Source organism: Lysinibacillus zambalensis (genome assembly GCF_040183165.1).
In the GTDB taxonomy this organism is placed as follows: Bacteria; Bacillota; Bacilli; order Bacillales_A; family Planococcaceae; genus Lysinibacillus; species Lysinibacillus zambalensis.
In genome coordinates this window covers 55,729-75,852 of record NZ_JBEGDG010000007.1, presented here as the reverse complement: position 1 = coordinate 75,852, position 20,124 = coordinate 55,729, and the positions used below count along the sequence as shown (strand labels likewise).

The 20,124-nt window shown below is 28.7% G+C and carries 42 protein-coding genes; 41 read left to right on the top strand and 1 reads right to left on the bottom strand.

The genetic code is table 11. The features are described 5' to 3' along the window. Positions 1-477 precede the first annotated feature (477 nt). The 31 genes from ABNX05_RS11370 (at position 478) to ABNX05_RS11220 (ending at position 13,948) form a co-directional block, all read left to right on the top strand. Positions 478-1,527 carry a GmrSD restriction endonuclease domain-containing protein gene (locus tag ABNX05_RS11370; RefSeq protein WP_349659848.1) on the top strand — a complete coding sequence of 350 codons (1,050 nt, stop codon included), beginning with the start codon at positions 478-480 and terminating at the stop codon, positions 1,525-1,527. Between the two features lie 181 nt (positions 1,528-1,708). Next, positions 1,709-2,005: a hypothetical protein gene (locus ABNX05_RS11365; RefSeq protein WP_349659847.1), complete on the top strand. Its 297-nt coding sequence runs from the start codon at positions 1,709-1,711 to the stop codon at positions 2,003-2,005. Between the two features lie 22 nt (positions 2,006-2,027). Then, positions 2,028-2,579: a hypothetical protein gene (locus tag ABNX05_RS11360; RefSeq protein WP_349659846.1), complete on the top strand. Its 552-nt coding sequence runs from the start codon at positions 2,028-2,030 to the stop codon at positions 2,577-2,579. Between the two features lie 53 nt (positions 2,580-2,632). Continuing rightward, complete coding sequence (locus ABNX05_RS11355; protein ID WP_349659845.1) at positions 2,633-2,947, top strand: hypothetical protein; 315 nt, start codon at positions 2,633-2,635, stop codon at positions 2,945-2,947. A gap of 37 nt (positions 2,948-2,984) precedes the next feature. Continuing rightward, the gene (locus ABNX05_RS11350) at positions 2,985-3,197 is read left to right on the top strand and encodes a hypothetical protein (protein ID WP_349659844.1); all 213 of its coding nucleotides are present in this window, start codon (positions 2,985-2,987) and stop codon (positions 3,195-3,197) included. 31 nt (positions 3,198-3,228) lie between these two features. Continuing rightward, positions 3,229-3,441 (top strand): hypothetical protein, encoded by a 213-nt coding sequence (locus ABNX05_RS11345; protein WP_349659843.1) that lies wholly within the window; start codon positions 3,229-3,231, stop codon positions 3,439-3,441. A 16-nt stretch (positions 3,442-3,457) separates the two neighbouring features. Further along, complete coding sequence (locus ABNX05_RS11340) at positions 3,458-3,724, top strand: hypothetical protein (protein ID WP_349659842.1); 267 nt, start codon at positions 3,458-3,460, stop codon at positions 3,722-3,724. A gap of 73 nt (positions 3,725-3,797) precedes the next feature. Next, the gene (locus tag ABNX05_RS11335) at positions 3,798-3,983 is read left to right on the top strand and encodes a hypothetical protein (protein WP_349659841.1); all 186 of its coding nucleotides are present in this window, start codon (positions 3,798-3,800) and stop codon (positions 3,981-3,983) included. Between the two features lie 36 nt (positions 3,984-4,019). After that, the gene (locus ABNX05_RS11330; RefSeq protein WP_349659840.1) at positions 4,020-4,403 is read left to right on the top strand and encodes a hypothetical protein; all 384 of its coding nucleotides are present in this window, start codon (positions 4,020-4,022) and stop codon (positions 4,401-4,403) included. A 79-nt stretch (positions 4,404-4,482) separates the two neighbouring features. Further along, positions 4,483-4,803 (top strand): helix-turn-helix domain-containing protein, encoded by a 321-nt coding sequence (locus ABNX05_RS11325; protein WP_349659839.1) that lies wholly within the window; start codon positions 4,483-4,485, stop codon positions 4,801-4,803. Between the two features lie 17 nt (positions 4,804-4,820). Continuing rightward, a complete protein-coding gene (locus ABNX05_RS11320; protein ID WP_349659838.1) occupies positions 4,821-5,012 on the top strand; it encodes a hypothetical protein in 192 nt (63 codons plus the stop codon). Between the two features lie 105 nt (positions 5,013-5,117). Beyond that, positions 5,118-5,405 (top strand): hypothetical protein, encoded by a 288-nt coding sequence (locus tag ABNX05_RS11315; RefSeq protein ID WP_349659837.1) that lies wholly within the window; start codon positions 5,118-5,120, stop codon positions 5,403-5,405. 36 nt (positions 5,406-5,441) lie between these two features. Then, positions 5,442-5,657 carry a hypothetical protein gene (locus ABNX05_RS11310; RefSeq protein WP_349659836.1) on the top strand — a complete coding sequence of 72 codons (216 nt, stop codon included), beginning with the start codon at positions 5,442-5,444 and terminating at the stop codon, positions 5,655-5,657. Positions 5,658-5,933: 276 nt separating this feature from the next. After that, complete coding sequence (locus tag ABNX05_RS11305; RefSeq protein WP_349659835.1) at positions 5,934-6,554, top strand: hypothetical protein; 621 nt, start codon at positions 5,934-5,936, stop codon at positions 6,552-6,554. Between the two features lie 368 nt (positions 6,555-6,922). Further along, entirely contained in the window at positions 6,923-7,177 is a 255-nt protein-coding gene (locus ABNX05_RS11300; protein WP_349659834.1) for a hypothetical protein, read from the top strand. A gap of 48 nt (positions 7,178-7,225) precedes the next feature. After that, the gene (locus tag ABNX05_RS11295) at positions 7,226-7,765 is read left to right on the top strand and encodes a hypothetical protein (RefSeq protein WP_349659833.1); all 540 of its coding nucleotides are present in this window, start codon (positions 7,226-7,228) and stop codon (positions 7,763-7,765) included. Positions 7,766-7,779: 14 nt separating this feature from the next. Next, the gene (locus tag ABNX05_RS11290; RefSeq protein ID WP_349659832.1) at positions 7,780-7,992 is read left to right on the top strand and encodes a hypothetical protein; all 213 of its coding nucleotides are present in this window, start codon (positions 7,780-7,782) and stop codon (positions 7,990-7,992) included. Positions 7,993-8,079: 87 nt separating this feature from the next. After that, positions 8,080-8,376, top strand: coding sequence for a hypothetical protein (locus tag ABNX05_RS11285; RefSeq protein WP_349659831.1), 297 nt, complete (start codon positions 8,080-8,082; stop codon positions 8,374-8,376). Positions 8,377-8,431: 55 nt separating this feature from the next. Continuing rightward, entirely contained in the window at positions 8,432-8,662 is a 231-nt protein-coding gene (locus ABNX05_RS11280) for a hypothetical protein (protein ID WP_349659830.1), read from the top strand. 109 nt (positions 8,663-8,771) lie between these two features. Next, a complete protein-coding gene (locus tag ABNX05_RS11275) occupies positions 8,772-10,007 on the top strand; it encodes a Rossmann-fold NAD(P)-binding domain-containing protein (protein ID WP_349659829.1) in 1,236 nt (411 codons plus the stop codon). 176 nt (positions 10,008-10,183) lie between these two features. After that, the gene (locus ABNX05_RS11270; protein ID WP_349659828.1) at positions 10,184-10,372 is read left to right on the top strand and encodes a hypothetical protein; all 189 of its coding nucleotides are present in this window, start codon (positions 10,184-10,186) and stop codon (positions 10,370-10,372) included. 41 nt (positions 10,373-10,413) lie between these two features. Further along, positions 10,414-10,917: a hypothetical protein gene (locus ABNX05_RS11265; RefSeq protein WP_349659827.1), complete on the top strand. Its 504-nt coding sequence runs from the start codon at positions 10,414-10,416 to the stop codon at positions 10,915-10,917. A 44-nt stretch (positions 10,918-10,961) separates the two neighbouring features. Continuing rightward, positions 10,962-11,099: a zinc finger domain-containing protein gene (locus ABNX05_RS11260; protein WP_349659826.1), complete on the top strand. Its 138-nt coding sequence runs from the start codon at positions 10,962-10,964 to the stop codon at positions 11,097-11,099. Between the two features lie 146 nt (positions 11,100-11,245). Next, positions 11,246-11,455, top strand: a complete 210-nt coding sequence (locus ABNX05_RS11255; protein WP_349659825.1) for a hypothetical protein — start codon at positions 11,246-11,248, stop codon at positions 11,453-11,455. A 1-nt stretch (position 11,456) separates the two neighbouring features. Further along, entirely contained in the window at positions 11,457-11,681 is a 225-nt protein-coding gene (locus ABNX05_RS11250; protein ID WP_432760139.1) for a ClpX C4-type zinc finger protein, read from the top strand. A 36-nt stretch (positions 11,682-11,717) separates the two neighbouring features. Beyond that, positions 11,718-12,050: a hypothetical protein gene (locus ABNX05_RS11245; RefSeq protein ID WP_349659824.1), complete on the top strand. Its 333-nt coding sequence runs from the start codon at positions 11,718-11,720 to the stop codon at positions 12,048-12,050. Then, positions 12,031-12,363 carry a hypothetical protein gene (locus ABNX05_RS11240; RefSeq protein WP_349659823.1) on the top strand — a complete coding sequence of 111 codons (333 nt, stop codon included), beginning with the start codon at positions 12,031-12,033 and terminating at the stop codon, positions 12,361-12,363. The genes ABNX05_RS11245 and ABNX05_RS11240 overlap by 20 nt, the downstream gene beginning before the upstream one ends. A 13-nt stretch (positions 12,364-12,376) precedes the next feature. After that, positions 12,377-12,742, top strand: a complete 366-nt coding sequence (locus ABNX05_RS11235; protein ID WP_349659822.1) for a hypothetical protein — start codon at positions 12,377-12,379, stop codon at positions 12,740-12,742. Positions 12,743-12,816: 74 nt separating this feature from the next. Continuing rightward, positions 12,817-13,251 carry a hypothetical protein gene (locus ABNX05_RS11230; protein ID WP_349659821.1) on the top strand — a complete coding sequence of 145 codons (435 nt, stop codon included), beginning with the start codon at positions 12,817-12,819 and terminating at the stop codon, positions 13,249-13,251. A 39-nt stretch (positions 13,252-13,290) separates the two neighbouring features. Then, a complete protein-coding gene (locus tag ABNX05_RS11225; RefSeq protein WP_349659820.1) occupies positions 13,291-13,506 on the top strand; it encodes a hypothetical protein in 216 nt (71 codons plus the stop codon). Positions 13,507-13,519: 13 nt separating this feature from the next. Then, the gene (locus ABNX05_RS11220; RefSeq protein WP_349659819.1) at positions 13,520-13,948 is read left to right on the top strand and encodes a hypothetical protein; all 429 of its coding nucleotides are present in this window, start codon (positions 13,520-13,522) and stop codon (positions 13,946-13,948) included. Positions 13,949-13,969: 21 nt separating this feature from the next. On the opposite strand, the gene ABNX05_RS11215 is transcribed toward ABNX05_RS11220, so the two are convergent. Then, a complete protein-coding gene (locus ABNX05_RS11215; RefSeq protein WP_349659818.1) occupies positions 13,970-14,299 on the bottom strand; it encodes a helix-turn-helix domain-containing protein in 330 nt (109 codons plus the stop codon). 47 nt (positions 14,300-14,346) lie between these two features. Between ABNX05_RS11215 and ABNX05_RS11210 the strand changes: the two genes are divergently transcribed. The 10 genes from ABNX05_RS11210 to ABNX05_RS11165 all read left to right on the top strand — a co-directional run bounded on the left by ABNX05_RS11210 (position 14,347) and on the right by ABNX05_RS11165 (position 20,104). Next, positions 14,347-14,532 carry a hypothetical protein gene (locus ABNX05_RS11210; protein WP_349659817.1) on the top strand — a complete coding sequence of 62 codons (186 nt, stop codon included), beginning with the start codon at positions 14,347-14,349 and terminating at the stop codon, positions 14,530-14,532. A gap of 17 nt (positions 14,533-14,549) precedes the next feature. Beyond that, complete coding sequence (locus ABNX05_RS11205; RefSeq protein WP_349659816.1) at positions 14,550-14,744, top strand: hypothetical protein; 195 nt, start codon at positions 14,550-14,552, stop codon at positions 14,742-14,744. 31 nt (positions 14,745-14,775) lie between these two features. Next, positions 14,776-15,198 carry a hypothetical protein gene (locus tag ABNX05_RS11200; RefSeq protein WP_349659815.1) on the top strand — a complete coding sequence of 141 codons (423 nt, stop codon included), beginning with the start codon at positions 14,776-14,778 and terminating at the stop codon, positions 15,196-15,198. Positions 15,199-15,241: 43 nt separating this feature from the next. After that, positions 15,242-15,439: a hypothetical protein gene (locus ABNX05_RS11195; protein WP_349659814.1), complete on the top strand. Its 198-nt coding sequence runs from the start codon at positions 15,242-15,244 to the stop codon at positions 15,437-15,439. A gap of 5 nt (positions 15,440-15,444) precedes the next feature. Continuing rightward, a complete protein-coding gene (locus ABNX05_RS11190) occupies positions 15,445-15,639 on the top strand; it encodes a hypothetical protein (protein WP_349659813.1) in 195 nt (64 codons plus the stop codon). A 146-nt stretch (positions 15,640-15,785) separates the two neighbouring features. Continuing rightward, positions 15,786-16,274: a hypothetical protein gene (locus ABNX05_RS11185; protein ID WP_349659812.1), complete on the top strand. Its 489-nt coding sequence runs from the start codon at positions 15,786-15,788 to the stop codon at positions 16,272-16,274. A gap of 65 nt (positions 16,275-16,339) precedes the next feature. Beyond that, positions 16,340-16,852 carry a hypothetical protein gene (locus ABNX05_RS11180; RefSeq protein WP_349659811.1) on the top strand — a complete coding sequence of 171 codons (513 nt, stop codon included), beginning with the start codon at positions 16,340-16,342 and terminating at the stop codon, positions 16,850-16,852. Positions 16,853-16,903: 51 nt separating this feature from the next. Next, entirely contained in the window at positions 16,904-17,149 is a 246-nt protein-coding gene (locus tag ABNX05_RS11175) for a hypothetical protein (protein ID WP_349659810.1), read from the top strand. Positions 17,150-17,168: 19 nt separating this feature from the next. After that, entirely contained in the window at positions 17,169-17,906 is a 738-nt protein-coding gene (locus ABNX05_RS11170; protein ID WP_349659809.1) for an MBL fold metallo-hydrolase, read from the top strand. A gap of 146 nt (positions 17,907-18,052) precedes the next feature. After that, on the top strand, positions 18,053-20,104 hold the full coding sequence (locus ABNX05_RS11165; protein ID WP_349659808.1) for a hypothetical protein: 2,052 nt from the start codon (positions 18,053-18,055) through the stop codon (positions 20,102-20,104). Positions 20,105-20,124 lie beyond the last annotated feature (20 nt).

The following is a 20,124-nucleotide window of genomic DNA, read 5'->3' as shown; positions in this document are numbered from 1 at the left end:
ATTTAAATAAATATATACATAACGTTTTGTAATGAATGATATTTGGTGTCGTAAATAACAGAAACATCGCTTTACGATTACGCTAGCTATGCCAAAAGATAATTTACTGTATGTGTTTAAGTAATATCTCAATTTTATTTAATTCAGAGTGCTTATAGAGGGTAATAACGATTATTCTTTTGACATATAAAATATGAAGAAGTAAGTAATTTATGATTAATAAACAGAAAATATAGAATTTATAAATGTGAAAATTGAAACCTTTAGAATTCTTGAAAACAAAAAATGAAATGTGCAGAATTTTATAAACTGAAAACTCAAAACTATAGAATTAAAAAATCAAAATCGTAGAATTTTACATTTCAAAAATTGAAATCTGTAGAATTTTTTAATACGAAAATAGAGATAGATATAATCTTGATTTATTAATTGTGTGGTTTAAAAATTAAATCCAACAGAATTTAAGGAGTGGAGAAAATGATAAAAGCAAGTATGCCTATGTCAGTTAGTAAATTTGAAAAACTTATTAAGGATGAAAGATTGAACTTTGACTTTCCAATTCAAAGAGCAGATGAACAATGGAATCTAAAGCAAAAATCATTACTAGTACAATCATTAATAGTTGATTATTTTATTCCTCCAGTTGTTACTGCTTCTGAAGTGGAAACTAAAGATAATAAAACTGCTAATACTTATTGTGTTCTTGATGGTAAACAACGTATAACAAACTTAGTGTCTTACTTTAAAGGAGAGTATGCTTTACATCCAGATACACCTCCTGTGAATATAGAAAATACTTATTTTAGCATTGGTAAAATGAAATACGAAGACTTACCAGAACCAGTGAGAATAGAGTTTCAAACTAAAACTTTAAATATGTATTATCTAAGTGACATTACAGAAGAAGAGAAAGTGGAATTATACTATCGATTAAATAACGGGGTTTACTTAAGTGTTCATCAAAAGAATAAAGCTGTTATGGGTGTGAACGCATCTATTGAATTAAACAAATTATCTGAACATCCATTCATGGTTAAGAATGCATATTTTACTCCTACGCAAAAGCGAAAAGGGGAAGATCAAGCTGTATTGCTTCAAACTATAATGTTATTTGATGAGGAATATGAACTGAAGTCATTTGCAAGTGATGAACTTTCGAAGTATGCAGGGAAACTGCGTGAAGAAATGAATGAAGGGATTTTTAAAGCTGTAGAAAAAGCAATGTCACTTTTAAACGATGTTTATGGAGACAGTACAGATAAGTTTTTACTAAGAAAAATCAATTTACCAACATTGATATATACAATGAAGTATTTCGAAGATAAAGCTTATGACAAGCAATATCTTATTGACTGGTTAATCTTGTTTTCTGCAACTGTACAGGGGGAATCAAATGAAATTCCAACTAATTATAAAGAGTTTGCAGGTTCATGGGGAATTAAGAAGGTAAATGTGGAAGGACGTTTAGAGTCAATCACAAAACACTTAGATGAATTCTATAGTCAAAAGGTGAAAGTAGAAGTCTAAAGAAAATTAAATAATAAAATACACAAACTTAATTGACTAATATCACTAAATTGTGGTAATCTTATGTTAAGAAAAATGGTGTCTTCAACTAACTATAAATACTAATTCAAATTTGTAGTTGGAAGTTGTATACCATTTTAGCATAAAGTAAGATTAAAATAATAGATAAAAGGTGATTAAGATGGATGTAACAGCTTCAACTAACAAGTATTATATCGAACGATCACTAGATTTTTTTCTTTATCTAGATAGGATATCCTTGAAATTATTAAAAGATATATTTGCTATTAAGATTAAGCATAGAATAGTATCTAAATTAACAGATTTAATTTGGAATGAAATAATAGAAATTCGAAAGTTGTATCCAGATATCGAAAACTTTGAGTTTGATATCAAAGACTTTATAGATTATCAAGAATTTTTAAAAGAATGGCAACGTGAACAAACTCTAATAGATTCTGGAGATTATGGAATATAAAAAAAGAAAGAAGGAATATATAATGAAAACTTATGAAGAAAACATGGTTATTTGGGAAAATGTATTAGAAGGTATTACACATCCAATGCACAAATACATACTAAACGAATTCCACAGTGATTTAACGCAAGAAATCGTGTTTATGATAGAAGAAGGACATGTAGGAAAAGATTTCAATTCGATCATGAATTACGTTTTAAAATATTTATTAACTCATTTACAAGTACAAATAAAGAATACAAAACAATACGATTTATTGGAACAAATTGTAGGTGATACAATCGGAAATGAAGTTGAAAACTCTTTCTTAAAAATTGACAGTATAGATATTTACTATATCATTGATGATTTTAAAAGTGAGGAAGAAGTGTTAGCAGAAATGAAAGAAGAAGATGCAACGATAGGAGAATTAGGTGTTACTATGTCAATAAATCTTAAATTGAATGAGAAACAAAAAGCAATTATGGACTTATTCAATGTTAATCTTTCTTTTGGAAGAACTGCGGAAGAATATTTAGGTTATAACGTGGGAACTTATATTAATGGTGTTTACTGGGATAATTTTGAGGAATAAATTTATATGATTTTGTAAAAGTATAATTTTATCTAAAAATAGGAGGACTGAGAATGGAGATAAAAGAACAAATCTTACACTTGCTATTACAAAAAGGATTTAATTTTAGATTTTATGAAAGTCAAAAATTACATTTCTATACAAAAGAGATTACCGAGCCTGTATTAGTTAAATGGTTTGCTGAAGAAAACTGTAATTTACATGACTACGATTTGACTAACGTTTCGATAACAATTGAAATTATGAGTAATTTTGAGAGTGCTCAATATGTTTTCTTAAATGGAATTGAAGAGCATCATCTATTTGAAGACCTTGATGAGTTTAAAGAATTGTTGGAGAAGCTACCTAATCAAATTGAATTACGATAGAGACTCAGAAATAAAATTTAGAATGGAGAGTTTATAGATGGATATTACAAAATTTATTTCAATGATAGGCGGTAATACCAAAATCAGTATTGAAGATGTAATTTATGAAACAGTACATTGGAGTGGAACTGTAGATGAATGGCTCAGTAAGAAAGATAAAATTGTTGATACTGAAGTTCAAAGTATGACTGTAGTAAATGGAACGGACGTGCTGCGAATTTATATTGATGTTTCTGATAATGAAATTTAGATATTATTATTAAAAAATTAGGAGGAATAAAATGAGATCAATTGAAGAAACGATAATCTTAGTAAAAGAGAGTATCAGTGAATTAAATTTGAAATTAGAATTGTTAAAAGTTGAAATGACAGAAGTGATATCCGAAAATGACTTAGAAAATATCAAACATGTTTCCAAAGAAATATATGAGGTATCAGAAGAGCTGTTAAAGGATATTGAACACTTAGAAGAGTTAGAATTAATAAGAGATTAACTAGTGGGTATTTGAAATGAAAATTAGAATCAATACTGGTAGGGACACTGTTCTTAGAGAAGTTGAATACCACTTAAGTAAGAACAGTGATTCCTTGAATAGAGTAAAAGAAATATTTAATATCAAGTTTAAACACTTAGCAATATCTAAGCTTGCAGCATTGGTGTGGATGGAAATATTAGAAATAAAAAGACAATATGTTGATTTAGATGCCTTTGATTTCGATTTAGAAAATTTTATAGAGTATCAGGCATTCATAAAAGAAGAGAATGAGATTTTGTAATATCAGCATTTTATGAAAATACAATGTAATTAATATGTCTATTTAAAAAAAATTAAGAGAATGGGTGATTTATATGTATATCATTAAAATAGGAAATCAGTGGGTAACTAAATTAACAACAGGTTCATCAATAAATGATAGTAGAAAACCTACTTTATTTGAAACAAAGGAATCCGCTGAACATTACGCAAGTTTGAATTTACCTAAAGAAGATTACGAGATAACGGAATATGAAGAATTGCAGAAAAAATCTAACTAATAGAAGTCTTTTATCAAGATTATAGGGAGATATTTTATGACAAATATCGGATTTGGAGTTAGTGATGATTATCTAAGTCAGTTTCAAAAGCACTCAACAGAAGGGTATGTTACTTCGTATACTTTAGAGATAGACTTTTTTGATGAGGAAGAAGTAATAGGTGTTATTAATATAATTTTCGATGTAATTGGGTATGGAGTAGAGGGTTTTGATGGAGGAATAGATATTTCATATCAGGTTATGTATTTTCAAGACCCGTTAAACAATGAGGATTATCTAGACGATAATGAAACTTTCATTTATATTTTCTCAAACTATGGAAATGACATAATGACTGTAGTTGACTTAGCTTACGATGCTTTAGATGATTTTTATACGAAAGGTACTCCATTGAGTCAATTTGCAAAGCATTTTAAGTAAGCTTTATCAAAAGGCAACCGTAAACGTTCCTTTTTTATATAACAGACGATAAACTATAGTGCATAGAGAGAGGTGAATTATGTTCCAACAAAGACTAAAGATTGCTCGTAAAAATAAAAAGTATACTCAAGAAGAGTTAGCAGAACTGGTTGTGACAACTAAAGCAACCATTAGTAATTATGAGAATGGATACAGTTCCCCTTCAATTGAGATGCTATTACTTTTATCAGCAAAGCTTGATGTGAGTGTAGATTATTTACTGGGTAACGAAGAAAGAGAGTTTGATCTAATCGATTCTAATTTCACTAAAAATGAACTAGAAATCATTAAAGATAGCTTAAATAATAGGAAAAATGAAATCGATTCAATACTTTTAAAGATTGAAAGGCTGTTGAAATAAAACAAAAGGATGAGAATATGAAAGAATTCTTAGTTGACTTTATTGGCGGAACTATTGTTGTTTCTATTTTAGGTGGATTTTATTTTTTACAAAATGTAGCTTTTGAGCCATTTAGATTATCTAATTTTATATTATATTTTGTATTCTGTTATTTGGTAGGATTTTGGATGGTAAGAGTTGGAGTAAAGAATAAAAGAGTAAAACATTAATTTGGTAGCAAGGAAATGAATAAAATGAAGTTATTATTGAAATAGATGGACTGTATCAGACAGTCAGATAACAAGTGAAATTTAAATAATAAAAGGAGTCTTAATATGAGCGAAATTGATTGCTATAAGTACAATCTTAACGTTAGAAATAGTAAAGATGAAATCGAAAAGTTACGAGTAGTAAGTATCAAAATGAAATTAATTGAGAAATTGCAATCTGGTATGAAATTAATTAAGGTAGACGCTCCATTTGGGGAATGGTATTCAAGCGCATATTTAAAATGTGGAGAACATATTGTTGTTTTACGATGTGATGAAAGTTTTCCGAATAAGGTGAATGAGATTAATTTAGCGAAAGAAGATTTAGAGTGGATGGTAGAAATTTTTAGTTAAAATAGAACTATTATTAAACAATTGGAGGAATTTATTATGAAAACAGTACAAAATAAGAAGCTTTTAGAACAAGCAGACTCATATGTTCAAGATGGAGTACTAATCAAGTGGAGATGGTATAATGATAATCATGAGTCAATGGAATATAAATTAGCGATGAAGCACGAAAATGAATCTAAATTAACTAATGAAGATTACGAGTATATGAAGTCTAGAGGCAATATGGTGATTGAAGTCGATCGTAAAGTTTAACTATTCAATTTTGATGAAGACCGATTGAAAATTGTAGGAATGTAATTAATATAAAACACATCTATTAAAAAGAGAGGTGAGATGTAGTGCTTTCGTGTAAAGAAAAGTCTAATCAACTGCAAGGTAAATTAAAAGAAGGAATGAATAGTGTTTGTTGGAGGTGTGCAGAAGAATCAGGATTTCACCATAGTATGGTAAATGCTCTGAAAAATAAAGAGGTGTCAGATTGCGTGTTATGTAACTTTAAAGAAGAAAATACATAAAGGAATTAATTATATGGTTCAGAAGAATAGAATGTGGCTTCAAGTGCCAACCGAGATAGTCAGAAACATTGGATTTATTATAGATGAGAAGTCTTTTGCTGTGTATGCTTTTTTACTTTATAAGAAATTTAAGGCGTTCAATAATAACCAAATAGATGTTTTAATTAGAGATATAAAAGCTGTAACTGAAATTACAGATAATAGAACAATAAAAAAGTGTTTTTTAAATTTACATAATCAAGGTTTAATTAAGGATGAAATTGATAAATTACCTATCAATAAGTCATTGCAAATTACAATGTTAGAACCTTATAAAAGCGATTACTTTACACAATTACCTTTAGAACTATTAAAATCATTGAACAGCATAGGTTTAATTGGATTTAGATTATTGTATTACTACGAGTCTTATATTAACAGAAGTAATATATCAAAGCAGTTTTGTTTCCCAAGTTATGAGACTATTCAAGTTGACTTAGGTATAAGTAATTTTTCTGTAACAAAGTACAATAAATTATTAGCAAAAGAAAAACTGCTTACTATTACTAAACACAAAGCAGAATATGATCCATTTGGTGATAGTGGATTAGAGAAGTTTAATAATCATTATAGTGTAAATTTACATAAGCTATGAATAATAAATAAAAGATAAAAGAAGAAAAATTTTACGATTAGAATTTTACCTAAAAAGGTGAAATTATTAATCGTAAATACTGTATATTATGTATCTTAATATCTTATTCTTTATATACAAAGATTTATGCAACCTTTAATGGTAATTAGCTTTAGCAATACTGGTAATTGAACTAACCAATAGTTGCATATTTCTTTACTAATGAATTAAGTTGATATTAATTCATAGAGAGCTTAAGTTAAATTGTCATACAAAGTGTGCTGAAACACATTAAGACGTCTAAAATCAATTGGAAATAATATTAAAAGTTAAATAAAAGATAGATATTATCGAAACAAATACATAAGACTAGAAAGAGGTGTTAATATATGACGAATATCTATATTATTTTAAGGAATGGAGAGTTGTATCACGGTATTAAAAGTAAACCTAAATCAGTAAAGGCTTTTACAAGTAAAGGGATTGCAGAGGGCGTTGTTAAGAGGGATGTGAGTAAAATTGTAAGTAAGATGTATCATAACATGGACATTAAACCTCAAGTAGATAATTATGAAACAGAAGCGTACAAAAGATTTTTAGATATCGTAGATAAAGAATTTGAAATCAGAGAAATAAATCTTTGAAACTGCTAAATAAAAACTGAATATTATTATGAGGAGGAAAGAAACTTAATGACTAACGAGATAGTTTATAAAGGTGATATTGTAATTATTAATAATAAAGATAATATTTCAGCATCTGATAATAGATCAGTTTTAGAAAATGGAATACCGTATTTCGTAACGGATTTAGGATTAAGCAAAGGGACTTTTTATATACGAGTGTATGGGAAAGATATTATTCTATTTGATACAGATATGGAGCACCTTGATCATGTGAAGGTTACAAAAAGATACGATTATAAAGTTAATAATTACGTTACCATAATGGATGTTAGTAGAATAAGTAATGCAGAAAAAAATGGTTTCAACTGTTCCGAAAGATATAAGGTTACAAAAATAATAGAAGATAACGGTATTGTTATTACTAATGGTAAATCAGAATTATGGGTTAGAGGTAGCGAATTACCTTATGTGAACTTAATTAAAAATAATTTAATGGTTGAGCAATATAATGAGAATAATATTTCTGATATTCAAACTCTGATTGATAAGGCATTGGATGAAAGAGACTTTAAAACATTGGAGATACTGTACAAAAACATTAAATAAAAGTGATTTATTATATGGAGGAAAAATTATTGAGCAAAAATGCAAAACAAGTAGTGCAGATTTCATATTACAATAATCGAGTAATAAAAACTTGGGATTCTATATCTTCAGCAAGTAAGGGAGTTGGAGTTAGTACAACAAATATTTCTCTTGCATGTAGAGGAAAGTTGCGTAGTGCAGGTGGATATCAATGGAGATATAAAGAGTCATTACATAAATTAATTTAAATAATACATAAAACTATAATTATAAAATTATTATACTTATGATAAAGGTTAATTTAATATGTTCATTTTGTGGAAGGGGAAAATATATTGGATGCAATTGAAGCGAAATTATTAACTGACGAGAATTTTAAAAATACAAGAAACAAGACATTGCAAAACGTATTGAATAGAATTACTGGAGCTTGTATGTTAGGTGATTATTACTGTAATTTTAAGTTCCATGAAGATTTATCATATGAGGACTATCAACATATAAAATTTCAATTAGAATCATTAGGGTACACCGTAGTTAAAATTGAAGAACCTGCTTTTGGAAGAAATGTTTCGTTTAGTTATTATAAAGATAGTATTGAAATAATAATTAAGTGGGGAAGTATTGATTAAAATGCTTATTTTATGAAGGGATTTGAATGGGATGGAAGTAAGGAGTAGTGAAACGGTGAGTCTATATGGAAATAATGTATGTAATAGTAAAGATTGTGGGTATACTACTAATTTGACATCACCAACAGAACAGGAAGCTGATAGAAAGTTATTGATTGATGGTGGTTTTAACACTAAGGAAAAGACACTTTGTCCTAAATGTAAAAAAGATTCAATTCAGTACTTACCAAATAAATACTTTAATGGATATAAGGATGATATGAGTAAATATTTTAATGTTAAATAATAGATTCGTATTATTAATAAATAGAAGCGAATAAGCTATGTACGATTTATGGTAAAAAATATATTAAATTGGTATAATTGACTGTAATTATAGATAGGAGTTGGTAATATTGTATTATAGCGAAGAGTTACTTTTTTATAAGAGTAGAGATACACTTTTTGATTATTTGAAATCAAAAATCAAGAACATTAAACAAATAATCGAATCGCAAGATGAAAACTATATACTGAATGTTGGTCAAGAGCAATACATAGATCATCTAGTAGATAGCTTATCTGTTGATGGAATAACGATATTTGAAGATGATATTTTTGCAGATCCTAAAGAAGAACAAATACCTTCAAAAGAATTCCCTTTAAGTTATAGCGCATATGAAGGAAAGAGTTATTTAAAACCAGTATTATATTTTCATATACCTTATACAGGTGATAAAGAATTGTTCTCATTAACACCTTCATCATATTCATTGAACCCACCAAGAGGCAAAATAACAAACAATGAAATCATAAAAAGATTTGTCATTTTTGATGACGATTATCAAAATGCACAAATTGAATTTGATAGATTTAAATCTGATTTAATTAGAAATATTGAAAATGTTAACAATGAAATAAACTCACACAACAGTTCTATAAGATCTTCTGTAGAATATCTATTTATTAAAAGAAAAGAAGAATTATTAAAAAGAAAACAATCATTAGCAGGTCTAACTGTGCCAATACGAAAAAAAGAAAATGTACCACAAACATTCACGATACCTAGTATCAAAGTTAAAAAGAAGATTACAGTCCAACCTACACTAAAAACAGGGAGCTTTGTACCTGATCCAAAATTAGACGATGAAACTTACAGTGACATACTAACCATGATTAATGATATGGGGAAACAATTCGAAAGAATCCCATCAGTATATAGTGATAAAGGCGAAGAAGACTTGCGTGACCATTTCTTAATGCTATTAGAGCCTCATTTTGATGGAAGTGCTACTGGAGAAACATTCAATAAAAGTGGTAAAACAGACATTTTACTTAGACATGACGGTGGTAATGTGTTTGTTGGCGAGTGTAAGTTCTGGACTGGTGCAAAAGGATTTTTAGGAACTATTGACCAATTACTAGGCTACCTGACTTGGAGAGACTCTAAAACTTCTGTAATAATGTTTGTTAGGAATAAGGATTTCACAAATGTTATCGAAACAGCTAAAGAGTCAATTCAGACTCATGACAACTTTATTAAATTTGTTGATCAAAAAGATGAAAGTTGGTTTAATTACATTTTCCACTTAAACGGAGATAAGAATAAAGAAATTAAAGTTGCAATAATGTTATATCATATACCAAGTTAAACAGTTGAGTAGCTCAAGTGGTTACTCGCTTAAATAATAGGATAGTATTATGGAGTAGATTAAATTCTACTCTTTTTATTTGATAAAATACACAAAATAAGTGTTGAATTAAATAAACGGTGATGTTAATATGGATTTAAGAAGAAAGCAATACTAAAATTTAGGAGGTTTTAAAAGTGCATAATCAATGGACTTTCACAGAAGCAGACGATATTGAATGGGTACATGAACCGTTTTATAGCAAAATAGACGCTATAGTGGAGGGAAAGAAAATGTTTAAAGGTAAAGACATTATAATAGGGCAGTTAAAAGATCGTGGAAATAGATATGCTGTAGAAAATCAAGAAGTAATCAAAGTTAGTTAAAAGTCACGTTTTATGAAAACTAAAAGAAGGAGGGAGTTATTATGAACAAGGAAGAAATTATCATTTTAAAAAACTCAATGAACAAACTTAAAAATAAGTGTGAGGAAATTATTAAGTTTTATACTGCCGAATACAAGAATCAGATTAAATGTTATGAAGATGAAAATAAAGCACTATATAGTCATTTACATGTGAAAAACTTTGGTAAAGATCCATTTGAAGAAGAGATTGTACCTGTAATGTTTGAAGATGATGAATATGTACTAGAAGAAGAGGGAGTAAAAGTAAGTGGAGTCACTTACAGTATGTATGATACAGATAGGTCTGAATTCATTGTACCATTCAAATGGTTAGAATTAGAAAAAGAAGGCTATGAAGAGGATATTACAATTAAACTCACTCAAGAAATTGGTAATACGGTCGGACAATGGTATGCAGCTCAAAAAGATAAAACGAATATAGAGTTGGAAAAAGTTAAGGGTATCTTAAAAGTAATGCCAAAAGAACAGCTATTTAAACTTATCAAAGAAATGGATATTAATTAAAATATTTGTTTTATATAATACATAATACAAGGAGAATTTAGTTTATGGATAAAAAAGTTACTTGTAATAAATGTAATGGTAAAGGTAAAGTTTCTGATTTGCAGATGTTCGTTGTTCTAAGTATCCCTATGAATAAAACATGTGATAAATGTAAAGGTAAAGGTTATGTTATTTCTAACTAAAATTTGATTTATAAAGTATGTACTTTAATTAGACGTAGGAGTAAAATTTCTTACGTCTTTTTTTATATAATAAAATACATAAAATGTGTTGTATTAGGTAGGGTTATGTGGTAATATTTAGTTAAACAATAAAAGGAGTGATTGAAATGATGAACGAACAAGAAAGAATTCAATACATAAAAGAATTATCAGAGAATGGGTTAATGCATGAAATTAATTATCAAGATATAAACTTTTTGATCGATATCGCTAGTCGCTTGCAGCAATTTGCAACTGAATTTGATCCAGTACTTACAGAAGGTCAAATGAGTGCTTACGCTGAAGCTTATAAAGTAGTTACGAATGGAGTGAACTAACTTGGAGAAATACAATAATGATCTTATGGAAATTTTCGAAAAGGCTAAGAAGTATGATGAATTATCTTTTATTAATAAAGATAAAATATTACATTGTTCGTTTTGTGGCAAGCGACAAGAGGATGTAATGAAGCTGATAGCAAGTCCAAAAGCACTTATTTGTGATGAATGTGTTGGTTTATGTAATGAAATACTTGAAGAAGAACTTAATGAGAAAGATAAATAAAACCAATATATTATTTAAATAAAGGAGGGGAAGAAATTGAGCAGCAGGACTTCATTAGAAAGACATAATGAACTTAGAGAAAATACTAAAGAGAAAAGAGAAGCAAACAAAGGCAAAGATTTTATTTCTTTATCATCGTTAAATATAGATATTCAAAAAGTAGATAATACATTCTATTGTACAAGAAAAGATATTGATGGTTTAGTGGAAGTAGAGGATAAATTAAAATATTTATTAATTAGTGCGCATGTGGAAAAGGACTCATTTATTCACATTGAATTGTTAAAATCGTTAAACATGTTATCTTGTGAAATTAATTCATTAGTTAAGAAAATGAGGAGTGATATTAATGAAGTTAGTTATGACTGATCACTGGTGTAACACAAGAAACAAATTGGAAATTGCAAAACAATTAAATGGAGTTCTTGCTGCATTTGAATACGATGGTTTAGCAACAAAGGAAATTGTAGATGCACTTAACGATGAAGAAAATGATGTGATTATTGTTACTGCTGACAGTAGATTCATGAGATATGTAAGAGAAAATAGTTACTTCAAGATTGAAGACACGTATATTTATAGCGATGGTAAGTTTAAACTCCTACAAGATACAACAAAGCGTATTTTAAGATATGGACATAACATGATGAATCTTTATGAATCTGATGAGTTTCAAATTTAGGAGGGAATGTAATATGAAAAAATATATGTTATTTGGATTTGATCACTACTATCCACGTGGAGGGATGAATGATTTAATAGGTACTTTTGACAGTAAAGAAGAAGCTGATGATCATTTTATAAAATTAAATAGGGAGGGAGAATATATTATTAAATATGATGAATATCAATTATTTGACACAGAAAAAGAAGAAATTTTAGGATACACACTCCCAGACTTCAACTCAATCAAATTAACAGAACGTGATGCGGATGATCCTAAATTTCAAGAATATAAAACTGAGCTAGATTCACTAATAAATGCACATATAAAAGGAGTAATTAGCGAATTTGAAATGAGTGATAAAATTAAAGAATTGAGAGAAAGATTAAATATTTAAGTAATATCATGCTTTTATGAAACTAAATACATAAAACAAAGAGGTGGTATTTAATGAAAGTTACAGTACTAAGTATGTCTGAGGCAGCTAATTACATTCCGAAAGGTATTGCAAGTATAATTCGCATTGTAGATGGTGGATATAAATTAGATGATCTTAAATATCCGTATAAAAATGTGCTAACGATATCATTCTACGATATTGAACCAAGGGTAGGATTACCTTCTAACTGGAATTATTTTACTAAGTCTGATGGATTAACGATACTGAATGTGTTTGAATCGATACAAGATTCTGATGAATTAGTAATACATTGTCACGCAGGTATAAGTAGGAGTCCAGCTATTGCATTATCTTATGCATGGTACAGTAATGATTTAGAGTTAGAGAATGATATATTGAGTGGAAAGTATGTACCAAACGCTCATGTATTGAAAATAATGTCTAAACTATTGGGCATGTATGAAGATAAAAAGAAGATAATAAACTCATACTCTAGATTAAAGTAAATTGAATAATACTAAACTTTTATGAAAGGATGATGAATAATGGATATGAATTTTCAAGCAAATTGCATTGCAGCAGAGAACTTAAGAAACAATTCAATCTGCATTAAAGATGACAACATGATTAGAAATATCAAACATTATACAGAACTAGAAACAGAGCTATTTGTTTTTGTTACAAATACATTTCCATTAGATAATGACAAAATTACAATTAACAAGGGAGAAATGGTGAGGTATTTCAAAGTAAAACTATAGAAGGAGAATATAAATGAGAAAGAAATATAAGAGTAAGGTTGCAAAAAAGATAAAAACCTACTGCCAAGTTAATTATGATAAAGTATCCAAGTCAAAAATGAGAATGGGCAATGGCTTATTTAATCATAGATGTCAGTTAAATACCGTTCAAATGGTTAAAGAAGGTTTGATGAAGAGTGTTTATCTATGTATTTGTACAAATGATGAAGATTATCCAATAGTACATTTTATAAATTTATCCAATGATAATAAATTTATAGATAATACACTTGGATTTGATTATGAGAGTTACGATTATTACATAATAAGAAAAATTGATGAATCTGAATTTAATAAGATGAATGATTTATTAATGGACACGAAGAAAATGTTAATTATGCAGCACTCAAGAACTCTAATGAACAAAATCTTCAGAGTAGATGAGTATAACTTAGGAATATGAACTACATACATAAAAGGAATGTTACTTTTTAATAACATTCCAAATAGTAATGATTTTATCTAGAGACTCTTCGTCAGAATGGATCAATTCCTTTTGAAAATTCTTTAATTTAACTTCAAATGATTCACTTTGAAATAAAGAGTTATTTTTGTTTGCATTTCCGAAAAGAAGGTAGTCAACACTTACATTTAAAGAATCTGAAATTCTAATTAACATGTCGATATTCGGTTCTCTGTCACCAGATTCATATCTAGACAAAACAGTATTAGATACATCTAATTTTTGTGCAAATTCTATTTGGGAAAATCCTTGTGATTCCCTACACTTTTTTAATCTTGAATGAAAAGACATTTTAGTTCACCTCAAAGCAAATTATATCATTTAAAGGAGAATTGGTGATGAATAAACCATATACAATTATTTTTAATTCAAAAGGTAAAGCAGTAGTTACAATTAATAATAATGTTGCAGACAATGAAAGCAAGATGATTCAACGATTCGTAGAAGATGGATACACAGTAAAAGATGTATCTGAAGACGAATATAAAGAAATCGCTAAGATGGGAAATTTCAATCCATTTTAAATGAAAGGAGAGCAATAATGTGTGAATTTAAAGCAGTTCTATTACAAGATTTAAAAGGTTTTAACGGATCAATTATTCACCATAAAGGTATCACATTCAATGTGAAAGAAGGGAAAAATAGGTATGATGCTCCATGTTGGATAGTGACTCAACCATTAGACATGGAAGGTATGTTGTTACCAATTAATAAAGAGATTGTTAGTGTTTTATAAAAGAGACTTTTTATAAAAAAAGGAGAATTAAATGGATAAATATAAAATAAGTTATGATACAAGATGGTGGGAATGTGGTGATAAGTGTTGCTCTGATCAGTTAACAACTATTACTGTAAACGATATTGAAATTGGCACATTTTCATTTTTCAATGAAGAAGAATCATTTGACTTTCTAATTAATGAATTAAATAAAAATGATAAAGAAATTATTATTCATTCATCTGTGGAATTAGATGAGGATGACAACTTGACTGACACTGTTTATTTTAACGGTATTAAGCAAGATAGTAGTGTATACGACATGAACAAGTATTTTGATTTACTTAGTAAGTTGAAATTAAATTATACTTACATTACCTCAGACTTAGATTGGGATGTATGGAAACAAGAAGAACGTCTGATATTAGAAACTAAAGTAGAATATATCGAATTTGATAAGACGGTAAATTAAAAAAATATTGGATTTTTATTAAAATTAGACAGGATTGTAAACGATGAGTAATTTCTATTCAAAAGCTGTTGTAGAAATTAAAGTTGGTACGATGGGTGCAAATACTGATGATTTTGTTTCAACTGTACAGGTCGAAAAGCGTCTTGATGAGTTAGATGTATTGAAAAGAAATATTCAATATGCCTTAGAATTTATAGAAAATGAAGAAAAAGGGCTAAGAATGCTTTTAGAAAGAGGTTAATATTAATGAAAGTAATAGGAGTTGACTTTGGGTCAGGGAATGATAAATCTGTATATGTAAAAAGTGAAATTATCAATGGGAAAATACATGTTTTAGAAACTGGTAACATTGAAGATTTAACACCATCCGACTTTATTGAATGTAAAGAGATTGGTGAGAATGAAGATTTACATAAACTACATAATTTAAAATTTGATTAATACAGTCATTTTATTAAAGGCGATCAACTGATGCTACTACTGCAAGTAGTGATAAATTAAATAGAAATTAATAGTTATTTTGTATACAGTTTCTATTTTAATCTAACTACCTTATAATGATAAGATAACACATTGGAGGTAATATTATGGATGATTATTTATCATTATTAACAGGTTTAGTAGGTACACTTATTGGTGGGTTTATAACATGGTTAACAACAAGATATACGTTAAATAGACAATTTAAAGAAGAACGAAATAGAGTGATTTTGCAAGAAAGAAAAAGTGAGTTAATTGCTTTAAATTCAGTTGAGAAGGAGATTACATTTAACTTAGTTGAATTATTTAACATTGAAAAACTAATGAAAGCAACCGAAGTTGAGTATATAGACTTTAAAGCTAATAATTTTACAAATATATTAAAAAAAGATAAGTGGGATAAACACAGTGACGTTATTGAAATGATTAAAGAGATAGAGTTCTTAGGTAGATTACAAGGCTTCTACTTGAATTTATCACATGAGATAACAAAACAAGCTACAACTCTTGATAGAGTTAATAAACTAATAGATATGGGTATGAAGGTAGATAAAGAAGTCGAAAGATTTATAGAAGGTTATAAAAAGGAGAGGTAATACCATCTCTCCTAATTAGTAAATTAAATAAAAACAAAGTATTATAAAATGAAGGAGGTATTGGATTGACGCATTATGCGATTTTTGAAAGAGAAATTTATGAAGTGTGTCCAAAATACGAAGAGATGGTTAGCGCTAAATTCCCACAAGCATTAGAGCTTTACAGTAATGATTTTGGGGTCGAGAGTAAGTATGAGGATATGATTGAAACTGACAGATACAGTGGTGTACGTGAATGGTATTTCGTAAATTGTATTACTCATAACTCTAAAAACACCGATAAAATAATTCATTGGGAAGGAAAATTATTCTTAAATGAATTAAAAATTGGGGAAAATATAACAATCAATAACGAATCATTTCAAGTATTAAATGTAAATAAAAATGTTAATGGAAAAATTACATATAAAATTGAAAATAAATATATTAAGTGTGAAAATTATGATGATCTATATGCACTGTGCGAGATTAAATATAATGAAAATTCCAAAGTCATAGTTACAGACATCGAACTGAATAGCAAGAAGGATGAAATTAAAGAAGAGAAAAGAACACTGTGGGATAAGCTTTTCGGATAATATACATTGTATAAAACGAGCCTATTATGAAATTTAAGGAGTGCGATAATCATGGAAATACTACATAATTCAACTTACGAGTTTAAGAATGAAACAAAAGAACATCGTGCGGTAGAATTAGTAAATGGTATGATCATTAGTTTTAATGGAATGTTATTGGAATGGGAAGATAAAATATTTTATGGCGTAATTGAAAAACCATGCAATATTCATTTGGAAGGAGTCAGATTTAAATATATTAGAACAGGAATTAACTTTTCTATTAATGAGTTTAAACTGTTGCATCAGATACTATAAAATTTTATGAAATGGAGAGATGATGATGTTAAAATTTATCGGTTCAGGAAGTGCGTTTAATACAAAATTAGGCAACAATTCAGCATACTACAAAGAAGGTAATCAAATGCTGCTTATTGATTGTGGCAGTAATATTTTTCAACGAATTAAAGAAAATAACCTGTTACAAGATATTGAACATATTCATGTTTTAATAACTCATACTCATGCAGACCATGTAGGAAGTCTTGCTGATTTAATTCTATATACATATTACTCTCATGGAGATTTTGCTAAAAATAAGATAACAGTTTATTCACCTAAAGACACTAAAGTTTGTAAAATATTGAAACATAATGGATGTGTTGAAGGGTTTCATTTTACAGCTCATGATTTAAAGAATAATTATACTGAAATTGAATCTATGTCTGTCGATGTTACTTTTAATAAAAGCAACCATGTCAAAGAATTAATATCTTATTCCATTGACTTAGTTTTTAATAATAAAACATCAGTATTCTACTCAGGAGACATTAGTGAGTTAAAAGAAGACGTAATTACCTATATTGAAAGTAGTAGCTACATTAGTACAGATATAGCATATATTGATACTTGTATAGCTGATTATAAAGGTAATGTGCATCTATCCTTACGTAAATTAAGTGAATTAATTAAACCTGAGTATCGTCATAAAGTTTGGTGTATGCATTTAGATGAAGGTTTTATTCGTGAAGAAGCTGAAGCGTTAGGTTTCAATGTGGTATCTAATGAGTTGTAGTTGTATAAAATGAGAATATTATCTAAAGGTGTTTGTGGACATAAAAATAAAATAACAAAATACATAAAATAAGTATTGAAATTTAGAATAATATGGTTTATGATTAACTTGTAAGTTAATAAAATACATAAAACAGAGGAGAATGAATGATGGAAGTGAAACAACTAAAGGCGTTATTAAATGAAAAATTCAAAAGTATGGTAAGTGGTGTGGATCATTTATTTGAGGTTAATTTGAATAAAGACGAACTTTGGGAGCTTTACTTAGATAGTTTTCCAGTAGGAACAAATGAATTCTACAAAGAGCGTAGAGAATATGACTGCAATGCTTGTCGTCAATTTATTAAACGTATCGGTAACGTAGTTTCAATCAAAAATGGTGAGGTTCAAACAATTTGGGATGTAACAACAGGGGATGACAAGTTTCAACAAGTAGTCAATACTCTAAGTAGTTTTGTAAAAGAAAAAGCAATATCTGGAGTATTTTCAACTAAAGAAAAACACATGGGATTAGATAAGAATCGAGCGCAAGAAGAGGATGGAACAATAATTACATGGGAGCATTTATATTTAGAACTCCCTAAAAAGTTTATCAATACAACAAGTAGTTCAGATGCAGAAATTCGTGGTGATTACAAATCATCGAAAGATGTATTTAAACGATCTTTAGATGAAATCACAGAAGAAAGTTTGTTAACTGTGCTCGAATTGATTCGACAGAAGTCACTTTATAAAGGTGAAGAGTGGGAAAGTGTATTGAACAGTTTCTTAAATCATAAGAAAGCATACATGAAGTTATCTACTGAGCAAGAAAAAGATTTGTATACATGGGAAGAATCAGTTAAGAATGGTGGAGCTTTAACTAGAATTCGAAATCACTCAATCGGTACATTGCTAGTTGATATTTCAAACAACGAAGACTTAGATTCAGCAGTTACTAAATATGAGAAGATTGTTGCTCCATCAAATTACAAACGTCCAAAAGCAATTTTCACTAAGAAGATGTTAGAAGAAGCTCAAAAGACTGTTAGTGATCTTGGTTATCAAAATTCATTACAACGTAGATTTGCAACACTAGATGATATTACAGTGAATAATATTCTGTTCTCAAATAAAGACGCAGCAAATCGAATTGTTGATGCTAATGATGTATTTGCTCAATTATCAGCATCAATTCCAGAGAATCCTAAAAAGTTCTCTAAAGTAGAAGAAATCTCTATTGAGGATTTTGTGAAGAATGTATTACCAACAACCACTTCGTTAGAGGCATTTGTAGAGAATAAACATTCGAAAAATTTTGTATCATTAATTGCTCCTGAAAATAAAAATGCTGAAACGATGTTTAAGTGGAATAATCCATTTGGATGGGCTTATACAGGAAACATTACAGATAGTACAATGAAAGAAAATGTTAAATCAGCAGGTGGTAAAGTTGATGGTGTACTACGATTTTCAATTCAATGGAATGATGTAGAAAAAGATAAGAATGATTTGGATGCTCACTGTATCGAACCACGAGGAAGTCACATTTATTACGGTAACTCTAATAATTATTCAACAACAGGGGCATTGGATGTAGATATTCGATTCCCTAAAGAAAATCAAGATGCGGTTGAAAATATTACTTGGTCAGATATTAACCGAATGGAGGAAGGGGTTTATAAATTCTACGTTCATAACTTTTCTCATAATGGAGGACGAAGTGGATTTAGAGCAGAAATTGAGTACGATGGGCAAATATTCTCATTTGATTACCCAAAAGAACTACGAGAAGGAGAAGAAGTTACAGTTGCAGAAGTCAAATATGATAGTAAAAATGGATTTACAATTGTTGAGAAGTTACCTTCAAATGTTTCATCCAAAGAAGTATGGGGAGTTCAAACAAATCAATTTATACCTGTTGCGGTTTCAATGTATTCACCTAACTACTGGGATGACCAAGAAGGGATTGGTCACAAACATTACTTCTTCATGTTAAAGGATTGTGTTAACCCAGAATTACCGAACGGTTTCTATAATGAATTCTTACAAGAGGATTTAATGAAGCATAAACGTGTATTTGAAGCATTAGGCAGTAAGTTAGCAGTTAAAGAAGTAGAAGATCAGTTATCAGGTTTAGGATTCTCTTCAACTAAACGAAATGAAGTATTAGTAAAAGTAACAGGACAAACTGAACGAGTATTAAAAATTAAATTCTAATTAGAAAAGGGGAAATTATT